A 24,619-nucleotide genomic window follows, 5' to 3' on the forward strand; every position below is an offset into this window, starting at 1 on the left:
GTCTGGCACAATTGGCTTGCGGACCCCACTTCTGTATAGTGCGGCCAAATTGAAACAAGCGCTCATCCTGGAGATACCAAGGCACCGCCGGACCATGACACATGGTCGCCGGGCAGCCGGTTCATGCCGATGAGGGCAATCAAGGTGCAAATGCCAATGCTCAACAGTCTCGGCCTGCCCGGGCGCCCGGAAGACACCCGGGTTGTGGTTGCAATGTCCGGAGGTGTCGACAGTTCTGTCGTCGCCGCCCTGCTGCATGACCAGGGCTACGAAGTAATAGGCGTGACGCTGCAGCTCTATGATCATGGGGCAATGGTCTCCAAGGCAAAGTCATGCTGCGCAGGCGTCGATATCCACGATGCTCGGCGAGCGGCCGAGAAAATCGGTATTCCGCACTACGTTCTGGACTATGAAAGCCGGTTCAAGGAAGCCGTGATGGATCGATTTGCCGACAGCTACATGGCGGGCGAGACGCCGATCCCTTGCGTTTCCTGCAATCAGACTGTCAAGTTCCAGGACTTGCTCAAGACGGCAAAGGATCTTGGTGCCGACGTCCTGGCCACGGGTCACTACGTGCGCTCCGAGCCGGTCGGAAACAAGCGTGGCCTTTTCAGGCCTGCAGATCAGGACCGGGACCAGAGTTACTTCCTGTTCGCAACGACCCAGGAGCAGCTCGATTACATCCGCTTTCCGCTCGGCGCCATGCCAAAGACGAAAGTGCGTGAGCTCGCCGCGCAGTACGGCCTGAGTGTCGCCAACAAGCCCGACAGCCAGGACATCTGCTTCGTTCCCAATGGCGACTATGCAGAGGTGATCAAGAAGCTGAGGCCCAATGCCGCCGAACCCGGAGATATCGTTCATCTCGATGGCCGTATCCTCGGACGGCACGAAGGCATCATTCATTACACGATCGGACAGCGTCGCGGCCTTGGCGTCGCAACGGGCGAGCCGCTTTACGTCGTCCGCCTCGACCCGGACCAGAAACACGTCGTTGTCGGCCCGCGCGAAGCGCTTGCAACGCGCAAGGTGATCCTGCGCGAGGTCAACTGGATCGGCGACCTTCCTCTCGACGAAGGTGCATCTCTGGAAATCTTTGCAAAAGTCCGCTCAACGCGCCCTCCCGCGCCAGCACGTCTCATCAATACCAATGGCATCGTTTCAGTCGAGCTGACATCCGGTGAACGCGGCGTTGCTCCGGGGCAGGCATGTGTGTTCTTTGATAGTGACAGCACGGAGGCACGCGTTCTTGGAGGCGGATGGATTGACCGCACCGAGCGCGAACCTGTTCCATCTATTGAGCCCGCCAGGGAAAAAGCCGAGATCCTATGAGCCGCAGCGACACACTTCCCGACCGCCTCCGCCAGATACGGCAAAAGGTCCAAGGCCTCATGCGTTCGGGAACTGTGCCGGTCGTCCGGCGCCTCGATGACGACGCGGTTCGCGCCGCCTATGCTCGCTGGGCGCCGATCTACGATATCGTGTTCCGCGCGCCGCTCTACTGGGGACGGGCAGCGGCTGTCAGACATATCAATGCCCTTGAAGGCAAGGTGCTGGAAGCGGGAGTGGGGACCGGAATGTCCTTGCCGCACTATTCTTCCCACCTGACCGTGACCGGCATCGATCTTTCGGAAGACATGTTGCGCAAGGCCCGCAAACGCACCGCCCACCTTGCCAATATCAGCGAACTCGTTGCGATGGACGCCGGTGATCTTGATTATCCCGACAATCATTTCGATGTCGTGGTCGCCATGTACGTGATGACCGTGGTCCCCGACCCGGTAAAGGTCATGCGGGAACTCGAAAGGGTCACGAGGCCAGGCGGCACGGTGATCCTGGTGAACCATTTCTCCGCAGACACCGGGTTCCGCGCCATGGTCGAAAAGGGTCTGAAACGCTTTGCCGATCGCCTTGGCTGGAACCCTGAGTTTCCCATTTCCAGGGTCCTTGGCCACACTTCGATGCAGGTCGAATTCGCGCAGACCCTTCCGCCTCTCAGCCTTTTCACGCTTCTGAAATTCCGCAAGCAGACGGCATAGACATCTGCCAAGACCATCCTGAAACGGTGGATGGAACCCTGGGAGACGAGTGGGCGGCAAGCGCGTCCAGAGAGCTTAAGACCGCCAATGTGCATACCAGTGACATAGGCACCAGTTCCGTGCCTGCCAGAAGAGGAACGCACCGTTCACACCATGATCGCCCCCCCTGACACGGGACGCAAAGAGCGCTTTGTCAGCATGAAACAGTTCGGAAGCACCAGCACTTGCCCGCGCATTTCCACAGTGCGGCCCGGGTTTTCCGGTATTGAGAGAAATTCCACATGTCTGCAGCACGTGGCCGCTTGACAGCTCGTCCCGCTCCTCACTATAAGCACCCCACATTCGCTGCAGCCAAGCGCTTGCAGCAACGGATGGCGGAGTAGCTCAGCCGGTTAGAGCAGCGGAATCATAATCCGCGTGTCGGGGGTTCGAGTCCCTCCTCCGCTACCAAATTTTTCCTCGAAAATTTAATTAGTTAGATCTCGAACTCCACGAGCACATCTGCTCGCGGAACGCCCGGGGTTGCATTCTGGGTGACAAATGCGTGCGCTTGAATGCGATGGAATGGGGCGGATTGGCTAACTTGGCAAGCCCTTCACATTCATCCTTCACTCGCCATTGTTCTACTGATCCCGCCCCAAATGCTCCTCAATACTTTCTGGCAATCTCGCTTTGCCATCCTGTCGGAATTGGGCGAGGGTTCTAATTCGGCGATAAATGGATAAAAGAATTTTCAAGGTTCTTAGTTCATTACCAGTTCTTGTATTAAGTGCATCAATATCGGTGAAATTTAAAATTCCTCCCATTTCAATATTAGCTTTTCGCAAAAATGCAAAATTTTCTTTTGCCAGTGAGAACTCTTCTTTTTCAATCTTCAACTGCGTCAGCTTTCGGTCTTGCATTCCTTTATAAATTGAATTGTACGTCCCATTTATCAGACGAATAGACCCACAGACGCTTCCTACGACGATCCCAACATTGATGGCTACTTCTTGAATAAGGTTGAGATCTATCCAGCCGGGAGAAGCGTAACTAATAGAAGTAATCGTAGGCCGCTGAGGCTTCGGCATTGAGTATTTGAGCTGATTATAAAAATTTACGGCACTATAGCCACCCCGCCAAGGGTACGATGAATATGCATACGCCAACCTCTCATTTGTAAAATCATCATCAAAAAATAATAGTGAATAATATGCAAAGTACGCCTGCTCAAACGCGCGAGGAAACTTGTACAAATCCTCAAGTTCCCAACGACTGTCCATTTTTACTCTATAATTCCCGGTATCCAACTGCATTTTGCATCCCAAGCTTATTCATTGAGTTGTTCATCGGACCGAGAACAATCTAAAACTCACGTGAGCAGATAGTCTAGAGGGCAGTTCGAAAGCCCCACCTATGTCTGCTCTTACTGAAAAAACCTCTCGTAGCGAGCTGGGGCACCACAGCACCTAAGCCTAAGTAAGCTAAAAAGAAATGCATTCATAAGTTGCATACAGAGACCAAAATCAACTAATACAAACCTTGATTTAAGCCAAAATCGCGGATGAGTGGACGATGGGGGAAGCGAAACGTAAGCGCGCAGTCTTGGCGAGATTGATTCAGCTTTCCAAGCCAATCAAACAAACGCGCTTCGACCTTTATGCACTTGGCACACGCCAATCTCTAGCCCGCTATATGGCTGAAGAACTATCTTGGTGGAGCGATCAAGAAGAACAACTTATAGGGTTCGTGTTTCGTGACACCACCGACAATGACTTCGGCTGGATCATGCTGGCCCGTGATCGCGTGGGACGTTTTAGATGCGTGAAGCTCGAAGCAAGCCTTCCAAGCGAGGCATACGCTACTGTAGGTCTTCGCAAATCAATAGGTTTGACCTTAGAGACCGAGAATATCAGAGAACTTGGAGTCCAAGGTGATGAACCCAATGCACCTACGGATTTGCTAAGCGTTGCAGACGGCGTAGACAGATCGAAATTGCACCCCTATTTCCTGGAGCTTTTAGAACGCCCCGGGAGAGAGCCCGCCAGAGCTGTTGTCCGTGAAATCGGCCCTTGGCTTGCCCCGGCTGATCCACATTCCGTACAAGAGTTTCAACAAAACCAGTTTGATCAGCGCCTTTGGGAACTTTATCTTTGGGCGGCCCTACGTGAGCTCGGATTTGACGTAGAACAACTTGAGGCCCCGGATTTTCGCTGCAAAGCTCCGGGAGTGAATTTCACAATTGAAGCGACAACCGCTGCGCCGTCTACAATGGGGCCCCTTGCTGAACACCCTAATCCGAATACTCAAGAAGAAACTCGTGACTTCTTAGAAAACTACATGCCATTGAAATATGGCTCGGCTCTGGTGAGTAAGCTCAATAAAACAAACAAGACGGGGCAACATTATTGGGAAAGGGATGGCAACAAAGGCCTTCCGTTTCTTTTGGCAATCGCAGATTTTCATAAACCAGCGACTACAGATGAGCTGGGATCGATGACGTATACTCAATCAGCAATTTGGCAGTATTTATATGGAACCAGGGTTGCTTGGGAATGGATTGAAGGACAACTCATTCTGACATCGAGCAAAATTGCGTCACATAAGTACAGAGACAAGGAAGCTCCATCCGGTTTCTTCGATCTACCCGGTGCTGAAAACATTTCAGCGGTTCTTTTTTCCAACGCAGGTACGATATCCAAGTTCGACAGGATGGGGGTCGTGGCAGGATTCCCGGCTGCACAACATGAATATCAGAGGTTTGGCATTAAACTTAACCCTGACCCAAACGCCGCGACTGGCCTACCATTTTTTGCGAATGTGCTAGATGATTCATATACGGAATATTGGTCTGATGAACTTCAGGTATTTCATAACCCGAACGCAAAACTCCCAGTTCCACCGGAATGGTTCGCAGGCGTTGCACAACATCAGTTTATCGATGGCGACCTATATTCATTTGGCCCTGAACACCAAGTTCTTTCATCTTACACGATGATCATGAAAATAATTGATGATCAAAGCGATGAAGTATAGCTGCGATCGTGGAATCGACCGAGAATAATCCCATATGAAACAAATATGTAATTTCCAATAATAATTTCGAGACAACAATGAAACGCCTTGAAGAAAGACCAGAAATATATCTTGCCACAACGGCTCGAATGCTTGTGGCAGAAGGCATGTTTGAGGCCGCAAAACTATTAAAATCGGCCGAAATCTCTGTTGATGAGACTGGCTTCGACAATTGGAATGGCGGCACGAGGATTTGGACGATCTACCTGAATATTGAACCAGAAACATATGCTCAGTTGGGAAGTGAACGTGAAGTAATCCAAGAACAGATTGAAAAGCGCCTAAAACCTATTGTAGAGCAATTTACAGACGATTGGTTTAGTGTGGTTTTAGCACCAAAAACATCGATTGAACCGGAATGGCGTGAACAGCAAGATCAGATCTCGGCAGTCACCCGTCGGAACATTATTGATGGCTTGAAGATCGATCAGATTCAGTGGAATGGACGCCTAGATGACGTCGAATTCCTTGCGCGGATATTTGATCTAGAGGCCATGCCCTCTCACGACGGCCGCTTTGAAACGGCTTCCAGAGATATATGGCAGCATCGCATAAACAACTTTGATTGGGACGACGATTGGATTTATGGGGATCGCCGTTTCAATCTGATTTCGGGCCCATCCGATACCTTTCTACGGTTCCTGTGCGAAGTTGTTCACCCGGTGGTTCGACCAGATAGAAATGAAACGCTAAAACTCGTCAGTCAGTTCAATGATCAACTTCGCCGAGAAGGCTGGGAGTTGGTCGAGGTGGAAAAGATTGCGGGTCGTCCTCGCTTTGAGCCTCGTCAAATCCGGCACTCCGGAGGCCGATCAGTTTCCAGAGCCCGGACTGTAGCAGACGCACTCGATGCGAGCTGGATGCACAAGGAAATTGAACGGGTTGAGAATGCAATTGAGACCGATCCAGCGCTTGCAATAGGCACCGCAAAGGATCTAGTTGAAAGTTGCTGCAAGAGTATTTTGGAACGTAGAAATATCACACCGCCTAAGTCCGCAGACCTACCAAAGTTAACAAAAATGGTGACAACAGAGCTTCGACTAGTTCCTGATGGAATCTCTGATCAGGCTAAAGGCGCAGAAACGATAAAACTGATCCTCCGCAATCTCTCTGCACTCACTCAATATCTTGCAGAGCTTCGGGGTTTGTATGGATCCGGTCATGGCCGAGATGGCAAATATCGGGGTCTTCAGCCAAGGCACGCCCGTCTGGCCGTAGGCACTGCCGTAGCATTTATCGATTTTATCACTGCGACATACCGAAAGCAGACGGACGGCGAAGACTGAAAACTTCATTCAACAGCTATTTAGACAAAACCGACCTCGCCTCCTTCTCTCCAGCCGATCCTTTTACCCAGCTCCACGGCGCGCGGGGCTTGTGAAGCTTCGCTAGTTCGGGGTGTTTCTTCGGATCGCGGGCGGCTGCCCTTAGCTTTTCGCGGGCTTCGTGCGGATCGAGTTTTAATTCGGCGCAGAGCTGCTTGAGGGTGATGATGTCAGTCATTGATCGTCTCCTTCGGTTTCAAGACGATCTATCCAATAAGACGACCACAACGGCCTTGTCAGGGAAAATCCCAGATCAGCGAGCGCGCGTTCTTGATGGCCCTCCTATAAAAACAGAATGTTCCTGACGTGTAGCCGGCGCCTTCTTACGATGTGTTGTGTTCGCTACAAACAGATTCTGGCTACATGGATACGATCCTGACCTTCATCAAAAACCACCCCTCCCTCACCATCATGGCTGTGGTTTTCCTGAGCGCAGGCGCGGTCAGCGAATGGAACCGGATCGTTCGCCCTTTTTTGCCGACCGGAATAAGGTTCGAGGCTTGCTGATGTCCTCGTCGCTCGGCACGGCGACCGGGCCGAGGAAATGGCTTTCATTGAGGAAGACCGCGCATGGCGCTATTCGGAAATCTTCAAGCAAGGGGTTTGGCGAAGGGTCCGACTTGAGCTGCGCCGTCGGCAGGCTTTGAACGATCAGCGTTCGGTAGCGAACCGAACGGAACACAAAACACGATGCTTGCATCTTGCCTTGATACAAAGATGACAGGGCAACCTGTGCCACCGAACACACAACCTCAGATTTCTTTTGCGATTGACGCACCATTTTTGACTTGGCAGGCTGGCTTATCTTCAGGGTATTAGTAGGAGGTATTTCCAATGCCGTTGACCGGGAAAAGCCATCAAGAAATTACGAATTTGGAAAATGCCTTTCTGGAAGCTGTGCCGGACGATGGGTCGAGTATCGGAAACAAGCGCCTGCGTGATGAAATCTTAAAATGGGATAGCAACATTTACTTAGCCGTCAGGAAGCGACTGCTCGATACAGGCACCTTGACCGTCGGCAAAGGTAAAGGCGGCAGCGTGCGAAGAACACCGGTTGAACAGGCAGCGGTACTCGCGGAACCCGCTGAACCGATTGAAGCCATTGCAGCCGTCGAGGCTCATCAACCTTATCCAGATGAAGCTAGCCTTTATGACCCGATGCTTGTTGTCATTCGGGACCGGTGGACACTCGATCAGCCATTCGATCAGGTTTTAGTTGAGAAGACTGATCGCGGTGGAAGGCGTGCAGATGGAATCTGGACAAGACCTGATATTACCGTCGCCGCGATGACGTCTTATACATTCGTTCCTGGACGGCATTTCGATATCGTCACATTCGAGATCAAGCACTACCGCGGTCTAAATGTTACCGCAGTATACGAAGCGTTGGCTCATCGCAGATCTGCGACACGCTCTTATCTGCTTGTGTATGTGCCCGACGATTTGCTGGAACAATTAGAAAGCTCGACTTTGTCGGAAATTATTGAAGAGGCAAGCCGCCACGGTATCGGGTTAATAATCGCCGGTGATCCAACTGATTTTGACTCATGGGACATAAGAGAGGATGCGACGCGGACCTCTCCGGATCCTGCGAGAATGAACACTTTTATAAGGAACCAGCTAAGCGAAGGGACAAAGGACCAAATCGTTCGCTGGTTTAGAGTATGAACTGGCCGAGGGTTCAAACAGAACTGTCAGTACGACCTGCCACTAACCTGCACTCTACACGGACATTTGCGCGCGGCAGCATTACAATTCACCAGCAACGCCGTTTGTAGCATTTCCGGAGGATGCATACCCTACAGAACTCCAAAGCCCAGCGCTGGCTCGTTTGTGCGCTTGGCCATCGCGCGCGCTACTCTGCCCACGGAAGGTGCTGGTCGTTCTCAGAGAAGTCCTAAAACATCCCTTCTATACCCCGTCGTCACCTAGAATAGGCTGCCACAGTTGAGGGCAAAATTGGATGCATTGATTAGATCGGGTAATTCACCTTTCTGGGGCTTCTGCCAGGCTGACTAATTATCCGGCGTGTCGACATTATGCATCAGCATTCGGCATCGCTATTCTCACGTCATGATCGAAGCTGAGCCCCACAACTTTACATGTTTCCCGAATAATGCGCATCTTTTCACGGTTCGCTATGTTCAATCCTATCAGCCATCCGGGCGCTATCTCAGCTGCACGCGCTAGATCGGGTCGCGACGGATAGATTTCTTCGGGGCTGGCAGCAATATGATTTCGACTAGTGCCTCGTGCAGCTTTTGAAATTGCATCCATTTTTGCTGGATAACGAGCTGCTATCGCACGCATGATTTCGATAAGAGCAGCAGACGCATTAGGCGCCGTCTGTCTTGATCCGAATATCTCAAACTCTATCGCACGCCCGACTGAAATGGGATGAGCAGCATCCCGTTGTTTATCTTTGTCAATTCCGACGGCCGGCGACGTAGATGGTTTCGTCAATCTCAATGCATTTGGAACGGTGTTTGTGTCTTCGGATAGCTTCAACGCACGCAGAAAGCGGACAACCTCAGCACTGGTTGGCCGAAATCCTGAGATCGCTTCCGTCTGTTCCGCCAGCAGATCAACCAATAAATCTTCCGGCTGATTGACGAGTGCAGCCCATGCATTCGGCAGACTACGCGCGGCCTCTCTTCTTGAGGCAATATCGCGATAGTCGCGCATCGCATCCTCAAATGCATCACCAGACTTTACGCGTCCAAATTTCAAATATCGTTCCAAAATACGAGCGCATTCTGATGGGGGCCGCTCGATTAACTGAAGCCGATATACACGTCGCTCGTCATAGCTCCCTTGCCCACTAGGAAGGTAAAAGCTCCAATCGCGGCCATCCGTTAAAAGGCAAAGCGGTATTCCTTCATGAAAGGCATATTCAAAAAGCTGTCTATCTCCATCTACAGCCCTTCCCACCCCTTTCACCTCGATGAATAGGCTCGGCCTGCGTCCAGCACAACACAGAGCAAAATCTACACGCCGGCCGCCACTTGAATACTCTGGCATTACTTGCTCAGGATCGCTGTCATCCCACCCAAGAGCACGGAGTATTGGCATCACGACACTGAATGAAATAGCAGCCTCGTTGGGATATGCCCCCTCTCTCAATCGTGTTTGTACGCGAGAAATAAGATCTTCCATGACCAATTTAGCCCACTCGAATGCTATATTATCTAGCCTAATCGGATTGTTGTAACGGCATCAACCGATACATGCAGCTACCCGCTGTTATAGAGGGGTGTTGCCTAGCAAGAGCGTCCACAGTGCAATAGGAAGAACTGGACTGGACCCGGTTGCCCGGACTGGAACGGGCTCTGCGTGAAATCGCAGCAAATTCAGTGATGCAGGTCACAGCCGCTAGAGTACCTGATCAAAGATCTTGGCATTCCCCCTAATGGTTGTATCGTGGATAATCGCTCGGATAGGGAGGCGGAACCGGTTTCCAGTATTGCTATGCGCATTTCAATGACCATTTATTCCATATTCATCGCACTTTCGTTGTCCTTTCCGTCTGCAACAAAAGCAGATCTAAATTTCGATATTGACCGCACTGACGACGGCCTAACCTTCGCGATCGTAAGTGGGACGTTCGAATTCGATGATGACCTGACCACTTTCGTGCAGCTTGTGGACCAGCATCGTCCAACGATCATTGGCTTTGCCAGTAGTGGTGGGAACATTTCAAAGGCGATGGAGTTCGGCCGTCTGATACGGCGATTTAGATTGGACACGCTCCAGGTCAGAAGCCTTGAATGTGCTTCCGCATGCTCGCTTGCGTTTATGGGAGGCGTAAACCGATTTGCAGAACCCGGCTCGATCGGCGTTCACAGATCATCCTTCGCAACTGACATCAGAGTGAATACGCGTACAGCAGTTTCCGCAGTCCAAGAACTCACCGCCGACATCCTGGGCTACATGTCTGAAATGGGCGTAGATCCCAAACTGATGCAGCTAGCTCTCAAGACAGACGCGAACGACATTCGCTATCTTTCGGGACGAGAGATGGCAGAATTCAACTTAACAACCGGTCGAAAGGCCGAGAGAGCCGCTTCTGAACGAGTCCAAGACCTAACAACCGCGCAACCTTTCGCTCCCCCAATTCCCGCCGCCAATGCTAATCGCATTCCAGTTGCACGAACAGGAACGGTTCGCCACCCAAAGGGTGGTGTAATGATGAAAGGAACGCCTGCCAGCCATGGTTTCAATGTTGTGCAGCTTTCAAATGGCACTCCAGTCGAAATCCTTGCTGATAGCGATCGCTGGTACCGGGTTCGCGCGACAGGTTTCACCGGCTATATGCATCACACATGGGTGCGAGTGGACCAATTTGAGGCCACACCGGGCCTTCAACGGCTTATCCAAATCAAGAGCTTCGACAACCTCGATGACGCATTAACGTATGCAAAAGCGACAAATATTCCTGCATCGGTTTTCTTAGCAACAAATGGATGGTTTGCAGTGACCGTTGCAGCCTGGTTCGACAAGAGCGATGCGTTGAAAGCAGCAAAACGCCTCAAGAAGCAAGAACGCATCCCAGAGGATAGCTTCGTCACCCTCGGAAACACGTACGTCGTCAAACTGTGCTGCAATGAACAACGTACGACGCCAATCGTCTCCCCATCTGTCAAACCCACACAGTCCTTCTCACTAGCCAATGAATGATGGCAGCAAAGAAGAACGGCTACACTCTGAACCGCATCGGATTTTAACAAGCGCATAAATGTTGTTGGAGACTTATCGAGCATCCCGCAACATTAGCCATAGGCCGCATCCGGTTTAATGCGAAAACTACAACCAAAAACGATCCAGTTTTCGGGGATCAGAGCAGTGAAGCCTGATTTACTGCGCAGAGTTACATTCACGACTGCAAGTGGCCAGAGAAGGCGGCCGGCTAGGCGCAATCGTCTAGTCGCAGCGTGCTGTCATACCACCGTCAACAACAATCTCAGTTCCGGTGATGAAGCGGGCCTCCTCCGATGCGAGAAACAGCGCTGCATTGGCGGTGTCCCGGCCGTCTCCCATGAAGCCCAAGGGGATGCGGGCGAGTCGCGTTTTCAGGAGCGCATCCACATCGCCCCCAGCTCTCTGGCCTGCAAGCCTCGCCTCGACCATGGGCGTATGAAGCTGGCCCGGTACGACCGTGTTCACCCGGATGCCCCTTGCGGCGTATTCAACCGCAACGACCTTGGAGAACTGGATCACCCCCGCCTTGGTTGCCGCATAGGCCGACTGAGCGGCTCCGGTCCATCTCATGCCAGACGTGGACGAGGTATTGACGATGGCCCCGCCCCCTTGCGCCTCCATGTGCGGCAGAACGTGTTTACAGGTCAAGAAGACGCTTTTCAGGTTGAAGTCGACTTGCCGGTCCCACACTTCTTCTGACATCTCGACAGGCCCGCCCTTTGCCGAGCCTCCGACGTTGTTGACCAGAATATCGACAGCCGAGAACCTTTCGACGCAGGCCTCGACCATCTTTTGAACCTGAGCCCTATCGGTGATGTCGCAGATATGTCCTGCGATCTCTCCGCCCGCTGCCTCTGTTCGCTCGATCGTCTCCTTCAGCGCTTCAGGACTGAGGTCCACCGCGAAGATTTTCGCGCCTTCTTCTGCAAAACGAATGCATGTGGCCCGGCCATTACCCCAGCCCGGGCCGACGCAACCTGCGCCGGTTACAATGGCTACCTTGCCCTCAAGCCGTCCGGCCATGTCTCATTCTCCGGGTTAGATATCGAAACTGTAAAAACGCATCGGATTGTCAACGAGCAGCGCCTGTTGCAGCTCCCCGGTTGGCGCGATCTGCGGGATCAGGTCGACCAGAACGCCATCATCAGGCGCATCTGCGCGGAAGTTCGGGTGTGGCCAATCGGTGCCCCAGAGAACCCGCGCCGGGAAGGTATCAACCAGCTTGCGTGCGAAGGGAACAGCATCCGCGTAGGGTTCATCCTGACGCGATGCCCGCTCGCAGCCGGACACTTTGACGAGCACATGCTTGTTTTCCATCAGCCGCAGCAAGGCATTGAAAGGTTCCTGGTCCATGCCGAGAGAGGCATCGATGCGCCCCATATGGTCGATCACGACGGGCGTGCTTGCCTTCGCAAGCCCCTCGGCCTTTTCCGCGATCAGCTCGTTATCCATATGGATCTGTAAATGCCAGTCATGCCTCGCAAGTCGCTCGGACAGCCGCAGCAGTTCATCCATCGACGCACCGCCGGCCAGATGCGCCATGTAGTTGAAGCGGATGGCGCGGAAGCCCTGATCATGATGACGACGGATCTCGTCGTCACTGACATCAGCGGGCAGGAGCGCAACGCCGAGGTAACGTCCGGCGCGCGCGGCAATCGCGTCGGCTGCCGCCGAATTGTCAAACCCATGAACCCCGGACTGAACGACAACACAGCGGTCGATCCCAATCATGTCATGGAGAGCAAAAAGCTTTTCCTTGGGCGCATCGCCAGGCTGCAGCTTGCTCTGCGGCGCATATGGAAACCGGGAAGCAGGACCAAAGACATGGCAATGGGTGTCGCATGCCCCCTTCGGCATGACAAACGTCGGTTTGCTCGGCGCAGGATGATAGGTAATGGGAGCCGTGTTCATGGCACTCCTCATCGCAATTTCGATAGATTGGGAAGGCAGAAAAGCGGGACCGCTTCTGCCTATTTCAGTTCAGGTGCCAGTCCGTCGGGCGGTGGCAATTCAAAGACATTGATGGTCATGGAAATAAGCGTGTAGTAACCAAGGATCCCGGTCAGATCGACGACGGCTTCCTGGCCCAATACTTCGACTGCTTCACGATAGAGGTCATCGCTCACCCGGCGCTCGGTATGAAGGACCTTGGCGAACCGGTAGACGACCTGTTCGTCCGCTTTCTCGATGACCGGCTCGTCTCCGACGCGCAGCGCCTCGACGAGCTCCGGCGCAAGTCCTGCCTTCAGGGCGATAGGTTTATGCGCCGCCCATTCAAACTCGGACATCCACACCCGTGCTGTCACAAGAATGGCGAGTTCGGAAAGACGTGGCGGCAACAAGCTGTCGTAGCGACAGTAGCGGCCGAGCGCCTGCGCCCGATCCGCGAGGTCGGGACGATGGAGCCATACAGCGAGAGGGCCCCTCACCCGGCCGCGCGGACCCGATACAATGGCATCATGGACTTCTCTTTGCCTGTCGCTCAGACGTTCAAGATCAAGCGGTGCTATCCGGGTCATGATGCGGCCTCATCAGGTCTGCGTGTTGCATCAAACGCCGGTTCGGCTGCCGCAAAAGCCTTCAGCCATTCAACAAGCTTCGGAAAACGCGAGCGCCATTCAACCGGCTCGCGCCAATCGAGATAACCGAGCGCACAGGCGAGCGATATCGAGGCAATATCAGTCGTCTTCGGGTTTGGCAGAGCGTGGGAAATGGCAGTCAGCCCCCTCTCCACCTTTCCCCTTTGATGGGAAAGCCAGACTTCAGACTTCTGTTCCGGGTCACGGAACCGTCCCTCGTAGACCATCAGCAGCGCTGCATCGGCTATGCCGTCTGCAAGGGTCGCGCAGGTGAGAACCTGGGCCCTGTCATGAGCATCTTGCGGAATGAGACGGTTTCGACCCGACCACTGATCAAGAAATTCGATGATCACCCGGCTATCGTAGATGGCCGTTCCACTATCGAGCAGAAGGCAGGGCATCTTGCCGAGCGGGTTCTGCTCTCGCAGCGTGTCTGTCTCACTGCGCGTGTCGGCGGGCTCCACCTCGATCTGGTCTCCCAGACCGAGGATCACCATCGCCATCCTGACCTTGCGCCCGAATGGCGAGGTTAGGGTGGAACGCAGAAGCCTTGGCGCGGGAGGCACCGCCGCTTCCGCCGATTGAAGTGTGTTGACGTTCATCCCCTGCCTCACTTCATCGTCTGCGGCAGGAACAGAGCCATCTGAGGGAAAAGGCAAAGCAGCAGAAGCATGACAAAACCGGCCAGCACGTAAGGCACCAGTCCCTTGAAGACATCCTCAAGGCGGACCCTGCCCTCAGAGGCAGCCTGAACCACGAAGCAATTAATGCCGACAGGGGGCGTGACCGCTCCAATCTCCACCAGCAGCACCACGAAGACACCGAACCAGATCGGGTCGAAGCCCAGCTCCATCATCACCGGATGCGTGATCGGCAGGGTGATCGCGAGCAGTGCCGGGGCATCCATCATCATGCCAAGCACGATGTAGATCGCGACAATGATCGCAACCACGACCCAGCGGTTCACATCCAGGGAGGTCAGAAAGCCACCGAGCGCATTGGCGACGCCGCTCAGCGCCAGGAACTTTGAGAAGACCAGAGCACAGATGATGATGGCAAAGATCATTGCAGAGGTGCGGATCGTGTCCAGAAGCGTCTCGCTTAGCTTGACGCCTTTCAGCCCACGCTGACGGATGATCGCAAGGATAAGGGTCAGGCCCGCACCTATGCCGCCGGCCTCGGTCGGCGTGAAAACTCCGAGATAGAGGCCTGCAATAATGCTGGCGATGACAAGGACTAGCGGACCGGCAAGACGAAGCGAATAAAGTTTCTCGCGTAGCGTCGCGTCAGTGCCGACCACCGGTGCGAGAGCAGGATTGCGAAGGACCGTGAAATAGGTCGCAAAGCATAGGATCACGGCGAAAAGGACGCCAGGAATGACACCCGCGATCAGGAGACCACCGATACTGGAGTCGGTGAGAATGCCATAGACGACGACCAGAGCACTCGGCGGGATCATGACCGCCAGCGTTCCTGCAATCGCGATGGAGGCCGATGCCAGACGCTTGTCGTATCCGCGAGCCAGCATTTCCGGCAAGGCGAGCTTGGTGAAGACCGTTGCTGTCCCGACACTGGAGCCCGACGCAGCGCCAAAGGCTGCCGCCCCGATCGTGGTCGAGATCGCAAGTCCGCCCTTGAGGTTGCCGAACCACTTGGTCGTGGCCTCGAACATATCTTCGCCGAGCCCGGCGCGCATGGCAAAGAAGCCCATCAGCAGGAAGAGCGGAATGACGCTAAAATGGAAGCTGTGAGTGGTATCGAAGAACACCGTCGACAGCATGGCCGTCGCGCCCTTGATGCCGACGATGGAAGCAAGGCCCGCGGCGCCGACCGCGCCCAGCGCAACCATGACGTTGACGCCGAGAAGGATCGCGGCAAACAGCGAGACAATACCGATAAGGCCGATTTCAAGACCTGTCATTGCGAGGCAAGCTCCTCATTGTCATCGGAGCCGATGAGTTCGCGCAGGACGCCCAGACCATATTGGACGGCAAGCAGGGCAAGGCCGATGAACACCATGAATTTGATGGGGTAGAGCGGGTAGCGCACGGCGCCCCACTGCTGTTCGTTGATGATGTAGGCTTTCACCGCGTAGCCCCAGGCCGCATGGGCACACCAGACAAAGAACACGGTGCCAAGAGCCAGGGCGAAGAGACGCGTCAGCTTCTGAAAGGCTTTGGGAAAGCGCTGGGTGACAAGCACCACCTTGATGTGTCCGCCCTCAAACTGGGTCAGTGCCAGTGACAGGAAGATCAGCACGGTCAACATGCTCTCCGTCACCTCGAAGGCACCGGACACCGGCGCATTGAACAGAAAGCGGGAAATCGCGTTGGCGATGACCAGCAGCATCATGGCAAAGGTCGTATACCCGGCCACGAGACCACATCCGCGCAGGAACCGGCCGTATCCGTGCCAGACCCGTTCGAACAACGACATGGGATTTTCTCCGATGAAAGGATTGCGTTCTTTTGGCGAACGCTGGACCCGTCCGGGACCGCGCTTGCGCAGCCCCGGAGGCATTATTCGTCCGACTTGATCAGAACTTCAGTTCGGCAGCGATATCGTCCGCCGGAAGGCCGGCGGCATTGGCCCGGTCGAGCCATTCCTTGCGTACGCTCTGGATGCGCTCATCGCCAATGACGGCAATCAGCTCTTCCTGCGGGAACTGGATCACCTCAACACCCTTTTCCGGCCAGCCGTCGCGAACGGCTGCGATGGTCGCATCCAGTTCGTCAGCGTAGTTCTTGGCATAGTCGTGGCCGAGCTGGTCAACGACCGCGCGGGTGCCCTCGTCCATGCCATTGTAGGTGTCGAGGTTCATCGCAATCAGGTGGCCGAAGGAGGCACCAAGCGGGATCTCGATGTAGAACTTGGCAACCTCATCATACTTCCAGCCATGGGCCAGAGCCGGGCCGATCGGCGTACAATCGAGAATGCTGCGCTCGAGCGCCTCGTAGGCTTCGGAGGTCGCAACAGAAACCGGAGTGGCGCCCAGCGCTTCGACAAGTGCCGGATAGGCAAAACCATAGGTACGGATGCGCTTGCCCTTCAGGTCCGCTGCGGAGCGAACCGGCGAGGTGCAAAGAAGGCCGTAGCTTTCCAGCGGACGGAAACCGATTGCCTTCAGGTTGTTCTGGGCAAGTTCCTGAGAGAACTGCGGGTAAGTGGCATGCCACTGTTCCATCAGGCCGGAAATCTCGATGGTCGACTTCGGCTGCGGGATGAAGAAGCCGACAGCATTGTTCAGCGGGAACTTGTCCGGGAAATAAGGGGTGACAACATCACCGAAATCACCGACGCCGGCAGCAAGGGATTCCGGGATCTCGCGGGTCTTGGCAACCGAGCCGCCCCAGAAGACCTCGATCTCGTGCTCACCATTAGTGCGCTTCTTGAACTCATCGACAAACCACTGGGTCGAGATTGCCTGCGCATCGCCTGCGCCCTGCGGCTTGAAGGTGATCCACTTGAAGGTGTCGGCGGCGGTCTCGGTTGCCAGAGCGGCAGTGAAAAGGCCGAAGGCAAAGGCTGCGGATCCAAAGAAGCCGCTGCGGCGAAGTCCAGTCATATATCCTCCCTTGGCGTCTTTTCTGACGCCTGACGGTTTCTGGCCGGGCACGCTCCTCTGCCCCGGCATCTGACATGACTGTTAAAGAAGACCGGTCGCTATAATTCAAATATAATAGAAGTATGCTATCCATGCCTTCAAGGCATAGATCATCTCCAGATCCCATCGTCGACGAGGTTTTGAACGATCTGCCGGATGAGTTGCTCGACGACCACGAGCGTCTGCTTCCGGCTCTGGTCGGTCCGCATGGCAACGCACAGCGTCCAGAGGATTTCCGGGTCCGTGATAGGGACCGCTTCCAGCTCTCCCTGCTGCACCTCCGAGATGATCGCGCCATAGGTGAGAATTGTGAAGCCATGGCCATAGCGCACCAGGGATTTGGTGTGGCCGATACCATCCGAGCGGGTAACAACATTCAGCGGCGTCTCGGAGCGCTCGGCGCAATTGTCGATCAGGATCCTGAGGAAATTCGGTCGCCCCGGCAGGATTAGCGGATACTCACTCGCCTCCTGCAATGTGTAGCTCGGCTTGTCGAGCGTGCCTTTCTGGCCGACGAGGCACAGGTGCTCGACAAGCAATTCGCTGATCTTGATTTCATCGCGCGGCGCCGGGTCGTGCATGACGGCAACGCCGATCTCGTTGTTCGAAAGCTTCTGCTCCAAGTCTGCGCTGAACCCCTCCACAAAGCGTAGCTCGATATCCGGATAGAGCTGCTTTGCCCGCTCAAGAAGACGTGGCGCGATGAACTCCCCGGGCGTCGGCGGCATGCCGACGGAAACGACCCCGCCCAGATGGCTGGAGTGGATCGTGACATCGTGATGGGTCTGCTGGATCTGGTTGAAGATCAGATATGCGCGCCGCAAAAGGATCTCGCCTGCCTCGGTCAGCTCCGCACCACGCGCATGGCGAACGAAGACCTCGACCTTCAGGTCCTCCTCAAGCCGCTTGATCTGACGACTTAAGGCAGGCTGGGCGATGCGCAAACGAGCCGCAGCCCGCGTGAAACTCTTCTCTTCGGCAACGCAGACGAAATACCGCAAGGACCTGAATTCTATTTGCCAATCGCCGTCCATCAAACGCCCCGGATAGAAAATCGCACCATGCGCGGCGTATAAAGTGAATGTGCGCTCACGCCCAGACGCTGCGAAACCTCCGAAACCGGATACCCTCGCTCGGTGATCTGACGCACCGCATCGCGCTTGAACTCTTCCGTGAAATTGCCTTTGCCCATGAAGGCCTCCTTGCCTCAAATTTAGGGAAGATGGCGTCTACAAATCTAGGGATTATTCAGTTCAATCCTTGACGAGTGTTGCAGAGCACACGGTGAGGGCAGAACCCCCACCCATAAATTGCTTCGAAAATCCACTACGTAGACCTCATACAAACCGCAGACCGAAAATTTCCTTGAGGCTGGAAAGCACGAGAGTCGGCAATGCCGCGATACCGCAACATCCGATGAGCGCCTTCAGGGAAAGAGTTTCTGTCCCGAGCACGAAATTACCGAACGGCGTATAGACGGCGACCGCCGACAGAGCGAGAGACAAAGCCACTGCCATCAGCAACTTCGGGTTTCCAAACGGAGACTTGCGGAACAGGGTCGTGGTCGTACGCGCATCAAACACATGCCAGATCTGGGCAAACATGATTGTGACGAAGGCCATCGTCTGAGCCGTCGAAAGGTCGATGTCCCGCCCCAGGGCGTTCTGGAAGACGTAGTAGCTGACGCCACCTACTGCGAGGCCACGGATCAGGATGCGTTCCTTGAGCCCATCAGCGAAAATGTCCTCGTCCCGAGCTCGTGGCGCCCGCTCCATGATGTCGCCTTCCGCATCCTCAAAGCCCAGTGCCAGGGCCGGTATCCCATCCGACACCAGGTTGACCCACAAGATCATCAGCGGTGTCAACGGCAGGAGCGGGTCAGAGCCCATGAGCACGAACGCGAAAAGGATCGCAGAGACTTCGGCGACGTTGGCCGTGAGCGCCTGGCGGATGAACTTCAGCAGGTTGTCGTAGATCCGCCGCCCTTCGCGTACCGCCTTGACGATCGTCGTGAAATTATCGTCCAGAAGGACGAGTGCTGCGCTGTCCTTGGCAACGGACGTTCCGGCGATGCCCATGGCAACGCCAATGTCCGCCGTGCGCAAGGCTGGTGCGTCATTGACGCCGTCGCCTGTCATTGCAGCGACTTCGCCCGTAGTCTGCAGGGCCTTGACGATGCGCAGCTTGTGCTCGGGCGAAACTCGCGCGAAGACAGCGGCCTTTGGAACAATCTGCTCGAGTTCCTTGTCATCCATACGGTCGAGTTCGACCCCGGTGTGAACTGTCTGCTCGGCGGAGGTAAGAATGCCGATCTGCTCGGCGATGGCCCGGGCTGTGACAGCGTGGTCGCCGGTAATCATCACAGTGCGGATCCCTGCGCTCGTGGCGTCTGCCACGGCGGCCTTAACCTGTGGCCTCGGCGGGTCCATGATGCCGTGAATACCGATCAGGACAATATCCTGCTCCGGATTTTCCGGGTCGAAGGTGCCGTCCTCTGCCTTGCGGAAGGCGACTGCAAGGGTTCGCAATGCTCTTGCGCCGAAATCCTCGATGACGGCTTCGACCTCTAAACGCCGCACGTCGGTCAATGGCACCATTTCGCCATTGATCTGAATTTCCTTTGCCCGCGCCAGGATGACATCAGGAGCGCCCTTGGCGGCCAGATACTTTTCACCGTTGGGCAACTGCACATGAATGCTCATCATTTTGCGGGTGGAATCGAAGGGAAAGGTTTGCAGCGCCCTGAAATTCTCGTCCTGCAGGCGTTGCCGTGTCAGACCGACCTTCGCCCCGGCAACGACAAGAGCGCCCTCGGTTGGGTTACCCTGAATCGCCGGGCGGCCCTCCACCTCAATCAACTCGGCATCGTTGCAAAAAACGGAGATGTTCAGCATCCGCCTGAGATCGAGCTCAACTTCAAGGTCCGCCGTTTCGCCGTTGACGTCAAGAAAGTGCCCGTGCGGATCGAACCCCTCTCCGGTTACCTCCCAAACCTTGCCACCAGCCCAGGTTCGCATGACCTGCATCTGGTTCTGCGTCAGCGTTCCCGTCTTGTCAGAGCAGATGACGGAGGTGGTACCCAAGGTCTCGACCGACGAGAGTTTCCGGGCCAAAGCATTGTTCTGCACCATCCGCTGCGATCCGAGGGTCAAGACAATGGTCACCACCGTCGGGAGCCCTTCCGGGATTGCGGCAACGGATAGTGAAATGCCCGTGTTCAGCATCTCCGTCAGGTCCATGCCATGGAAGATGCCAATGCCGATCACCACCGCGACAACGACAAGGGCAGCGCCAATGAGGACATGAGAAAGCGACTCGATACGTTGCTGCAATGGCGTCTTGGGCTCTTCCGCATTTGCCATCAAGTGAGCGATATGGCCAACCTCGGTCGCCATGCCGGTCGCAACGGCGATGCCTTCCCCGGTGCCGTTGGTGACCTTCGTGCTCATGAAGCCCATGTTCAGCCGGTCTGCCAGAACGGTATCGTTGGAGGAAATTGCCAGGGTGTGCTTGTCGACGGGCTCGGATTCGCCGGTCAGGGCAGCTTCGTCGATTGCAAGACGCGCAGCTTCGAACAGCCGCACGTCCGCAGCGATGATATCGCCCGCCTTGAAGCGCAGAATATCGCCCGGAACGATGTCGGATGCCTGGATTTCCAGCCATTTGCCATCGCGCTTCACAAAGGCCTTCGGCGCGGCCATGTCCTTGAGGGCCGCCAGTGATTGAGCCGCCTTGAACTCCTGAACAAAGCTGATGATGGCATTCAGCAGGACGATGACACCGATAGCGATCGCATCGACCAGATGGCCCGTGTAGGCGGAGATCAGAGCCCCGGCGATCAGGATGATCAGCAACGGGTTTCGAAACTGGCTCAAAAACAGAACTATGGGTGAAACGGCAGCGGCCTCCGCAAGTCGATTGGGACCGACCTCGGCGAGTTTGTCATGCGCCGCCGCAGTAGACAGCCCCGTTTGAAGATTGCTCTGGAGACGCTGAGCAACGGCTTCGACATCCGTCGCCCAGGAAGCAACGGGGCCTTGGGAGGAAACCTCTTTCGAAACTTGATCCGTCATGAAACCACCAATCAAAGTACTTTAGCGATCCACCACTACGAGCTCGGTGGCGGCCTGATCAATCGTCGTGCCGGCAGTGCCGGAAAGGGCTGAGGAAATGTCCTTGAGCGAACAAATGACGGCACGTTTGCCGGTCGCGCGAACGAAGTCCTGAGCAGCCTGCACCTTCGGCCCCATCGAGCCGGCCGGAAAATCGAACGCATCCATCATGTCGGGGGATGCCCTGCGGATAGCCCTCTGTTCGGGCGTCCCCCAATCGAGGAACACGGCCTCGGCATCCGTAGCGACGACAAGGACATCGGCATCGATTTCGCGCGCCAGCATGGAGGAGCAACTGTCCTTGTCGATGACGCATTCGACGCCAACGAGCTTGCCATCCTGGTCATACTTGGTCGGGATCCCGCCTCCGCCGGCAGCGATGACCACGGATCCCTTTTCCAAAAGCCAGCGGATCGGACCAATCTGAAAGATACGCTTCGGGGCAGGTGACGGCACAACACGGCGCCACTTGTCGCCGTCCGGCTTTATCGTCCAACCCTTGTCAGCCGCGTTTTGCTCGGCTTCCTCTTTAGAATAGACCGGCCCGATGAACTTTGTCGGATCGTCAAAGGCTGGATCGGCCGGGTCGACCTCAACCATGGTCAGGACGGTCGCCAACGGCTTTTCAAATGGCAGGAGGTTGCCCATTTCCTGCTCGATCATGTAGCCGATCATGCCCATGGTCTCTCCAACCAGAACGTCGAGCGGATACTCGTCAACGGCCGTATAGGCCGCTTCCTGGAGGGCCAGAAGGCCAACCTGCGGACCATTGCCGTGGGTTACGACCAGTTCGTTATCCTCGGCGAGGGGTGCCAGGATCTCGGCTGCAACACGAACATTCTTACGTTGGTTTTCAGCAGTGAGCGCCTGTCCGCGCCTCAGCAGAGCATTTCCTCCAAGCGCAACGACGATCCGCATGGCTCACCTCCCGAGCGTCGCGACCAGGATTGCCTTGATCGTGTGCATTCGGTTTTCCGCCTGTTCGAAAGCGATGTTCATAGGGCTTTCGAAGACCTCTTCGGTGACTTCCATCTCCGTGATCCCGAACTTGGCCGCGATATCCGCGCCAACCTTGGTTTCCGTGTTGTGGAACGCCGGCAGGCAGTGCATGAACTTGACGGCCGGGTTCCCGGTTTTCTTCATCAGCGCCATGTTTACCTGATAGGGCGTGAGCAGCTCGATCCGGCTTTCCCAGACATCCACCGGCTCGCCCATGGACACCCAGACATCCGTGTGCACGAAGTCCACTCCCTCGACCGCATCGATGTCATCCGTGATCGTGATGCGTGCGCCGGTTTCGGCAGCACGGGACTTGGCCATCTCGATCACGTCCTCATGGTTCTGGTTGGCTTTTGGAGCAATCATCCGCACATCCATGCCCATAAGCGCCCCGAGCATCAGCAACGAATTGCCCATGTTGTTGCGGGCGTCGCCCAGAAATGCATAGGAAATCTGGCTGCGCGGCTTGTCTGCGTGCTCGACCATGGTCAGCATGTCGGCGAGCATCTGGGTCGGGTGCCAGTCGTCGGTCAGGCCGTTGTAAACAGGAACACCGGCATATTGCGCCAGCTCCTCGACCTTGTCCTGCCCCGACCCGCGGAACTCGATCGCGTCGAACATGCGACCAAGTACGCGTGCTGTATCCTTCATGGACTCCTTGTGTCCAATCTGGCTCCCGGACGGATCGAGATAGGTGATATTCGCCCCCTGGTCATAGGCGGCGACCTCAAAGGCGCATCGGGTACGGGTCGACGTCTTTTCGAAGATCAGGCAGATGTTCCGCCCCCGCAGCGAGGGCTGTTCGGAATGGGAGTACTTGGCGCGCTTGAGATCACGTGCGAGGTCGAGCAGATAGAGCATTTCGCGTTGGCTGAAGTCCGCGATCTTGAGATAGCTGCGGCCTTTGAGATTGAATGCCATCGGGATGTCTCCTTTTGAAAAGGACTGAAATCAATAAACAGGATCGCGCAGCAGCGGACAGGTCATGCAATGGCCACCGCCCCGCCCCCTGCCGAGTTCCTGGCCATTGATTTCAATGACCTCGACACCGGCCTCCCGCATCTTGCGGTTGGTGAAGGTGTTGCGTGAATAGCCGACGACGACACCAGGAGAGAGCGCGACGACATTGTTGCCATCGTCCCATTGCTCGCGCTCGGCCTGGAATTCATTGCCCCCGGTGGAAATGATCCTCAGGTCGGACAGGGACTGTACTTCGCGATAGACGTCAAAGATCGATCCTTCTTCCGGTCGAATGTCCATGCCCCCCTTGTCATCGGGGCGGGCCGAGAAGCATCGGATCTCGTCTGCCACCTCGAGGAACGCCGTGACCTTGTCCTCCTCCAGACAGGAAAACACGGTATCGAGATGCATCGCGGCGCGGGATTTCGGCATCACGCAGGCGACAACCCGTTCGGCCGCCTGATTGTCGAACAAACGCTGGGCGACCTGTGTCACAGCCTGCCGGGAAGTGCGCTCGCCCATGCCGATAAACACCGTTCCATGGCCGATGGGCATGACGTCACCACCTTCCATGGACGATGCCTGGAAGTCCTCGTCGCTGTCGCCCCACCAGATCTTGAAATCCGCATTCCGGAACATCGGATGGAACTTGTAGACCGTCCGCTGGAACAGGGCCTCGGGCTTTCTGGCCGGCCAGAACATCGGATTGCAGGTCACGCCGCCATAGATCCAGCAGGAAGGATCGCGCTGGAACTGCGCATTGGGTACGGCGGGAATGATGAACTCGCTCCCGGCCATGATCTGCGATGCCATCCGCACCATGTTATTGTCCGGAAGATCAGAGAGGATGATCCCGCCAAGCAGCTGCCTGGCGAGGGCCTTCGGCGCCATCTCGTCCAGCCATGGCCTAATCTCCCGCGCAAGGCCCGGACCGCAGAGATTGGGAGTGATCATACGATCCAGCAGGAAGGGACGCGCGTCATCGGTCTTCTCGAACGCCTCGGCCAGAAGATCCTGAATGTCGAAGACCTCGATGCCTCGGGTTTCCATGGCCCGGACGAATTCTGCGTGATCCTTGCGCGCCTGCTCGACCCAAAGAACATCATCGAACAGAAGCTCCTCGCAGTTTCGTGGTGTCAGCCTCTCATGCGCCAGCGAGGGACGAGAGACCATGACTTTGCGAAGCTTTCCCACCTCGGAATATACGCCGAATTCCATTGGCTCATATCTCCTGATCAAAATGAACTTGAGA

At 55.5% G+C, this 24,619-nt stretch carries 22 protein-coding genes, 1 tRNA gene and 1 pseudogene; 7 read left to right on the forward strand and 17 right to left on the reverse strand.

The window, feature by feature from the left end; all coding sequences use genetic code 11:
- Nucleotides 1–150: 150 nt before the first annotated feature.
- From mnmA to ACN0SY_RS09285, 3 genes are all read left to right on the forward strand, one after another.
- On the forward strand, nucleotides 151–1,329 hold the full coding sequence (gene mnmA / locus ACN0SY_RS09275; RefSeq protein WP_417687200.1) for a tRNA 2-thiouridine(34) synthase MnmA: 1,179 nt from the start codon (nucleotides 151–153) through the stop codon (nucleotides 1,327–1,329).
- Nucleotides 1,326–2,036: a class I SAM-dependent methyltransferase gene (locus ACN0SY_RS09280; RefSeq protein WP_417686593.1), complete on the forward strand. Its 711-nt coding sequence runs from the start codon at nucleotides 1,326–1,328 to the stop codon at nucleotides 2,034–2,036. The genes mnmA and ACN0SY_RS09280 overlap by 4 nt, the downstream gene beginning before the upstream one ends.
- Before the next feature lie 373 nt (nucleotides 2,037–2,409).
- Nucleotides 2,410–2,486, forward strand: a tRNA-Met gene (locus ACN0SY_RS09285).
- A gap of 173 nt (nucleotides 2,487–2,659) precedes the next feature.
- Here ACN0SY_RS09285 and ACN0SY_RS09290 read toward each other — a convergent pair.
- The gene (locus ACN0SY_RS09290; RefSeq protein ID WP_417686594.1) at nucleotides 2,660–3,331 is read right to left on the reverse strand and encodes a hypothetical protein; all 672 of its coding nucleotides are present in this window, start codon (nucleotides 3,329–3,331) and stop codon (nucleotides 2,660–2,662) included.
- A 259-nt stretch (nucleotides 3,332–3,590) separates the two neighbouring features.
- On the opposite strand from ACN0SY_RS09290, the gene ACN0SY_RS09295 reads away from it, so the two are divergent.
- Nucleotides 3,591–5,051, forward strand: a complete 1,461-nt coding sequence (locus tag ACN0SY_RS09295) for a hypothetical protein (protein WP_417686596.1) — start codon at nucleotides 3,591–3,593, stop codon at nucleotides 5,049–5,051.
- A gap of 77 nt (nucleotides 5,052–5,128) precedes the next feature.
- Nucleotides 5,129–6,376: an abortive infection family protein gene (locus ACN0SY_RS09300; RefSeq protein WP_417686598.1), complete on the forward strand. Its 1,248-nt coding sequence runs from the start codon at nucleotides 5,129–5,131 to the stop codon at nucleotides 6,374–6,376.
- 16 nt (nucleotides 6,377–6,392) lie between these two features.
- Here ACN0SY_RS09300 and ACN0SY_RS09305 read toward each other — a convergent pair whose 3' ends face one another.
- On the reverse strand, nucleotides 6,393–6,593 hold the full coding sequence (locus ACN0SY_RS09305) for a hypothetical protein (RefSeq protein WP_417686600.1): 201 nt from the start codon (nucleotides 6,591–6,593) through the stop codon (nucleotides 6,393–6,395).
- Nucleotides 6,594–6,857: 264 nt separating this feature from the next.
- The gene (locus tag ACN0SY_RS09310; protein WP_417686602.1) at nucleotides 6,858–7,154 is read right to left on the reverse strand and encodes a hypothetical protein; all 297 of its coding nucleotides are present in this window, start codon (nucleotides 7,152–7,154) and stop codon (nucleotides 6,858–6,860) included.
- Nucleotides 7,155–7,249: 95 nt separating this feature from the next.
- Between ACN0SY_RS09310 and ACN0SY_RS09315 the strand changes: the two genes are divergently transcribed.
- Nucleotides 7,250–8,083, forward strand: a complete 834-nt coding sequence (locus tag ACN0SY_RS09315) for a hypothetical protein (RefSeq protein WP_417686604.1) — start codon at nucleotides 7,250–7,252, stop codon at nucleotides 8,081–8,083.
- Nucleotides 8,084–8,452: 369 nt separating this feature from the next.
- Here ACN0SY_RS09315 and ACN0SY_RS09320 read toward each other — a convergent pair whose 3' ends face one another.
- Nucleotides 8,453–9,571, reverse strand: a complete 1,119-nt coding sequence (locus tag ACN0SY_RS09320) for a hypothetical protein (RefSeq protein WP_417686606.1) — start codon at nucleotides 9,569–9,571, stop codon at nucleotides 8,453–8,455.
- Between the two features lie 324 nt (nucleotides 9,572–9,895).
- On the opposite strand from ACN0SY_RS09320, the gene ACN0SY_RS09325 reads away from it, so the two are divergent.
- The gene (locus tag ACN0SY_RS09325; protein WP_417686607.1) at nucleotides 9,896–11,092 is read left to right on the forward strand and encodes an SH3 domain-containing protein; all 1,197 of its coding nucleotides are present in this window, start codon (nucleotides 9,896–9,898) and stop codon (nucleotides 11,090–11,092) included.
- A gap of 243 nt (nucleotides 11,093–11,335) precedes the next feature.
- Here the strand turns inward: ACN0SY_RS09325 and ACN0SY_RS09330 are convergent, their stop codons facing one another.
- From ACN0SY_RS09330 to ACN0SY_RS09390, 13 genes and pseudogenes are all read right to left on the reverse strand, one after another.
- Complete coding sequence (locus tag ACN0SY_RS09330) at nucleotides 11,336–12,136, reverse strand: SDR family NAD(P)-dependent oxidoreductase (RefSeq protein WP_417686609.1); 801 nt, start codon at nucleotides 12,134–12,136, stop codon at nucleotides 11,336–11,338.
- Nucleotides 12,137–12,151: 15 nt separating this feature from the next.
- Nucleotides 12,152–13,024 (reverse strand): amidohydrolase family protein, encoded by an 873-nt coding sequence (locus tag ACN0SY_RS09335; protein WP_417686611.1) that lies wholly within the window; start codon nucleotides 13,022–13,024, stop codon nucleotides 12,152–12,154.
- Between the two features lie 59 nt (nucleotides 13,025–13,083).
- Nucleotides 13,084–13,632, reverse strand: coding sequence for a carboxymuconolactone decarboxylase family protein (locus tag ACN0SY_RS09340; protein WP_417686613.1), 549 nt, complete (start codon nucleotides 13,630–13,632; stop codon nucleotides 13,084–13,086).
- Nucleotides 13,629–14,294: a glutathione S-transferase N-terminal domain-containing protein gene (locus tag ACN0SY_RS09345; protein WP_417686615.1), complete on the reverse strand. Its 666-nt coding sequence runs from the start codon at nucleotides 14,292–14,294 to the stop codon at nucleotides 13,629–13,631. The genes ACN0SY_RS09340 and ACN0SY_RS09345 overlap by 4 nt, the downstream gene beginning before the upstream one ends.
- 8 nt (nucleotides 14,295–14,302) lie before the next feature.
- Nucleotides 14,303–15,613 carry a TRAP transporter large permease gene (locus tag ACN0SY_RS09350; RefSeq protein ID WP_417686617.1) on the reverse strand — a complete coding sequence of 437 codons (1,311 nt, stop codon included), beginning with the start codon at nucleotides 15,611–15,613 and terminating at the stop codon, nucleotides 14,303–14,305.
- Nucleotides 15,610–16,128, reverse strand: a complete 519-nt coding sequence (locus tag ACN0SY_RS09355; protein WP_417686619.1) for a TRAP transporter small permease subunit — start codon at nucleotides 16,126–16,128, stop codon at nucleotides 15,610–15,612. The genes ACN0SY_RS09350 and ACN0SY_RS09355 overlap by 4 nt, the downstream gene beginning before the upstream one ends.
- A gap of 100 nt (nucleotides 16,129–16,228) precedes the next feature.
- Nucleotides 16,229–17,257, reverse strand: a complete 1,029-nt coding sequence (locus ACN0SY_RS09360) for a C4-dicarboxylate TRAP transporter substrate-binding protein (protein WP_417686621.1) — start codon at nucleotides 17,255–17,257, stop codon at nucleotides 16,229–16,231.
- Between the two features lie 149 nt (nucleotides 17,258–17,406).
- Nucleotides 17,407–18,297: a LysR family transcriptional regulator gene (locus ACN0SY_RS09365; RefSeq protein ID WP_417686623.1), complete on the reverse strand. Its 891-nt coding sequence runs from the start codon at nucleotides 18,295–18,297 to the stop codon at nucleotides 17,407–17,409.
- A 71-nt stretch (nucleotides 18,298–18,368) separates the two neighbouring features.
- Nucleotides 18,369–18,488 (reverse strand): annotated as a pseudogene (locus ACN0SY_RS09370) (transposase); the annotation flags it as partial.
- 145 nt (nucleotides 18,489–18,633) lie between these two features.
- Nucleotides 18,634–21,369 (reverse strand): cation-translocating P-type ATPase, encoded by a 2,736-nt coding sequence (locus ACN0SY_RS09375; RefSeq protein ID WP_417686625.1) that lies wholly within the window; start codon nucleotides 21,367–21,369, stop codon nucleotides 18,634–18,636.
- Between the two features lie 21 nt (nucleotides 21,370–21,390).
- Nucleotides 21,391–22,326, reverse strand: a complete 936-nt coding sequence (gene arcC, locus ACN0SY_RS09380) for a carbamate kinase (RefSeq protein WP_417686626.1) — start codon at nucleotides 22,324–22,326, stop codon at nucleotides 21,391–21,393.
- Nucleotides 22,327–22,329: 3 nt separating this feature from the next.
- On the reverse strand, nucleotides 22,330–23,328 hold the full coding sequence (locus ACN0SY_RS09385) for an ornithine carbamoyltransferase (RefSeq protein ID WP_417686627.1): 999 nt from the start codon (nucleotides 23,326–23,328) through the stop codon (nucleotides 22,330–22,332).
- 30 nt (nucleotides 23,329–23,358) lie between these two features.
- Entirely contained in the window at nucleotides 23,359–24,585 is a 1,227-nt protein-coding gene (locus tag ACN0SY_RS09390) for an arginine deiminase (protein ID WP_417686629.1), read from the reverse strand.
- Nucleotides 24,586–24,619 lie beyond the last annotated feature (34 nt).

It is taken from the genome of Roseibium sp. (assembly GCF_048261595.1).
GTDB lineage: Bacteria > Pseudomonadota > Alphaproteobacteria > Rhizobiales > Stappiaceae > Roseibium.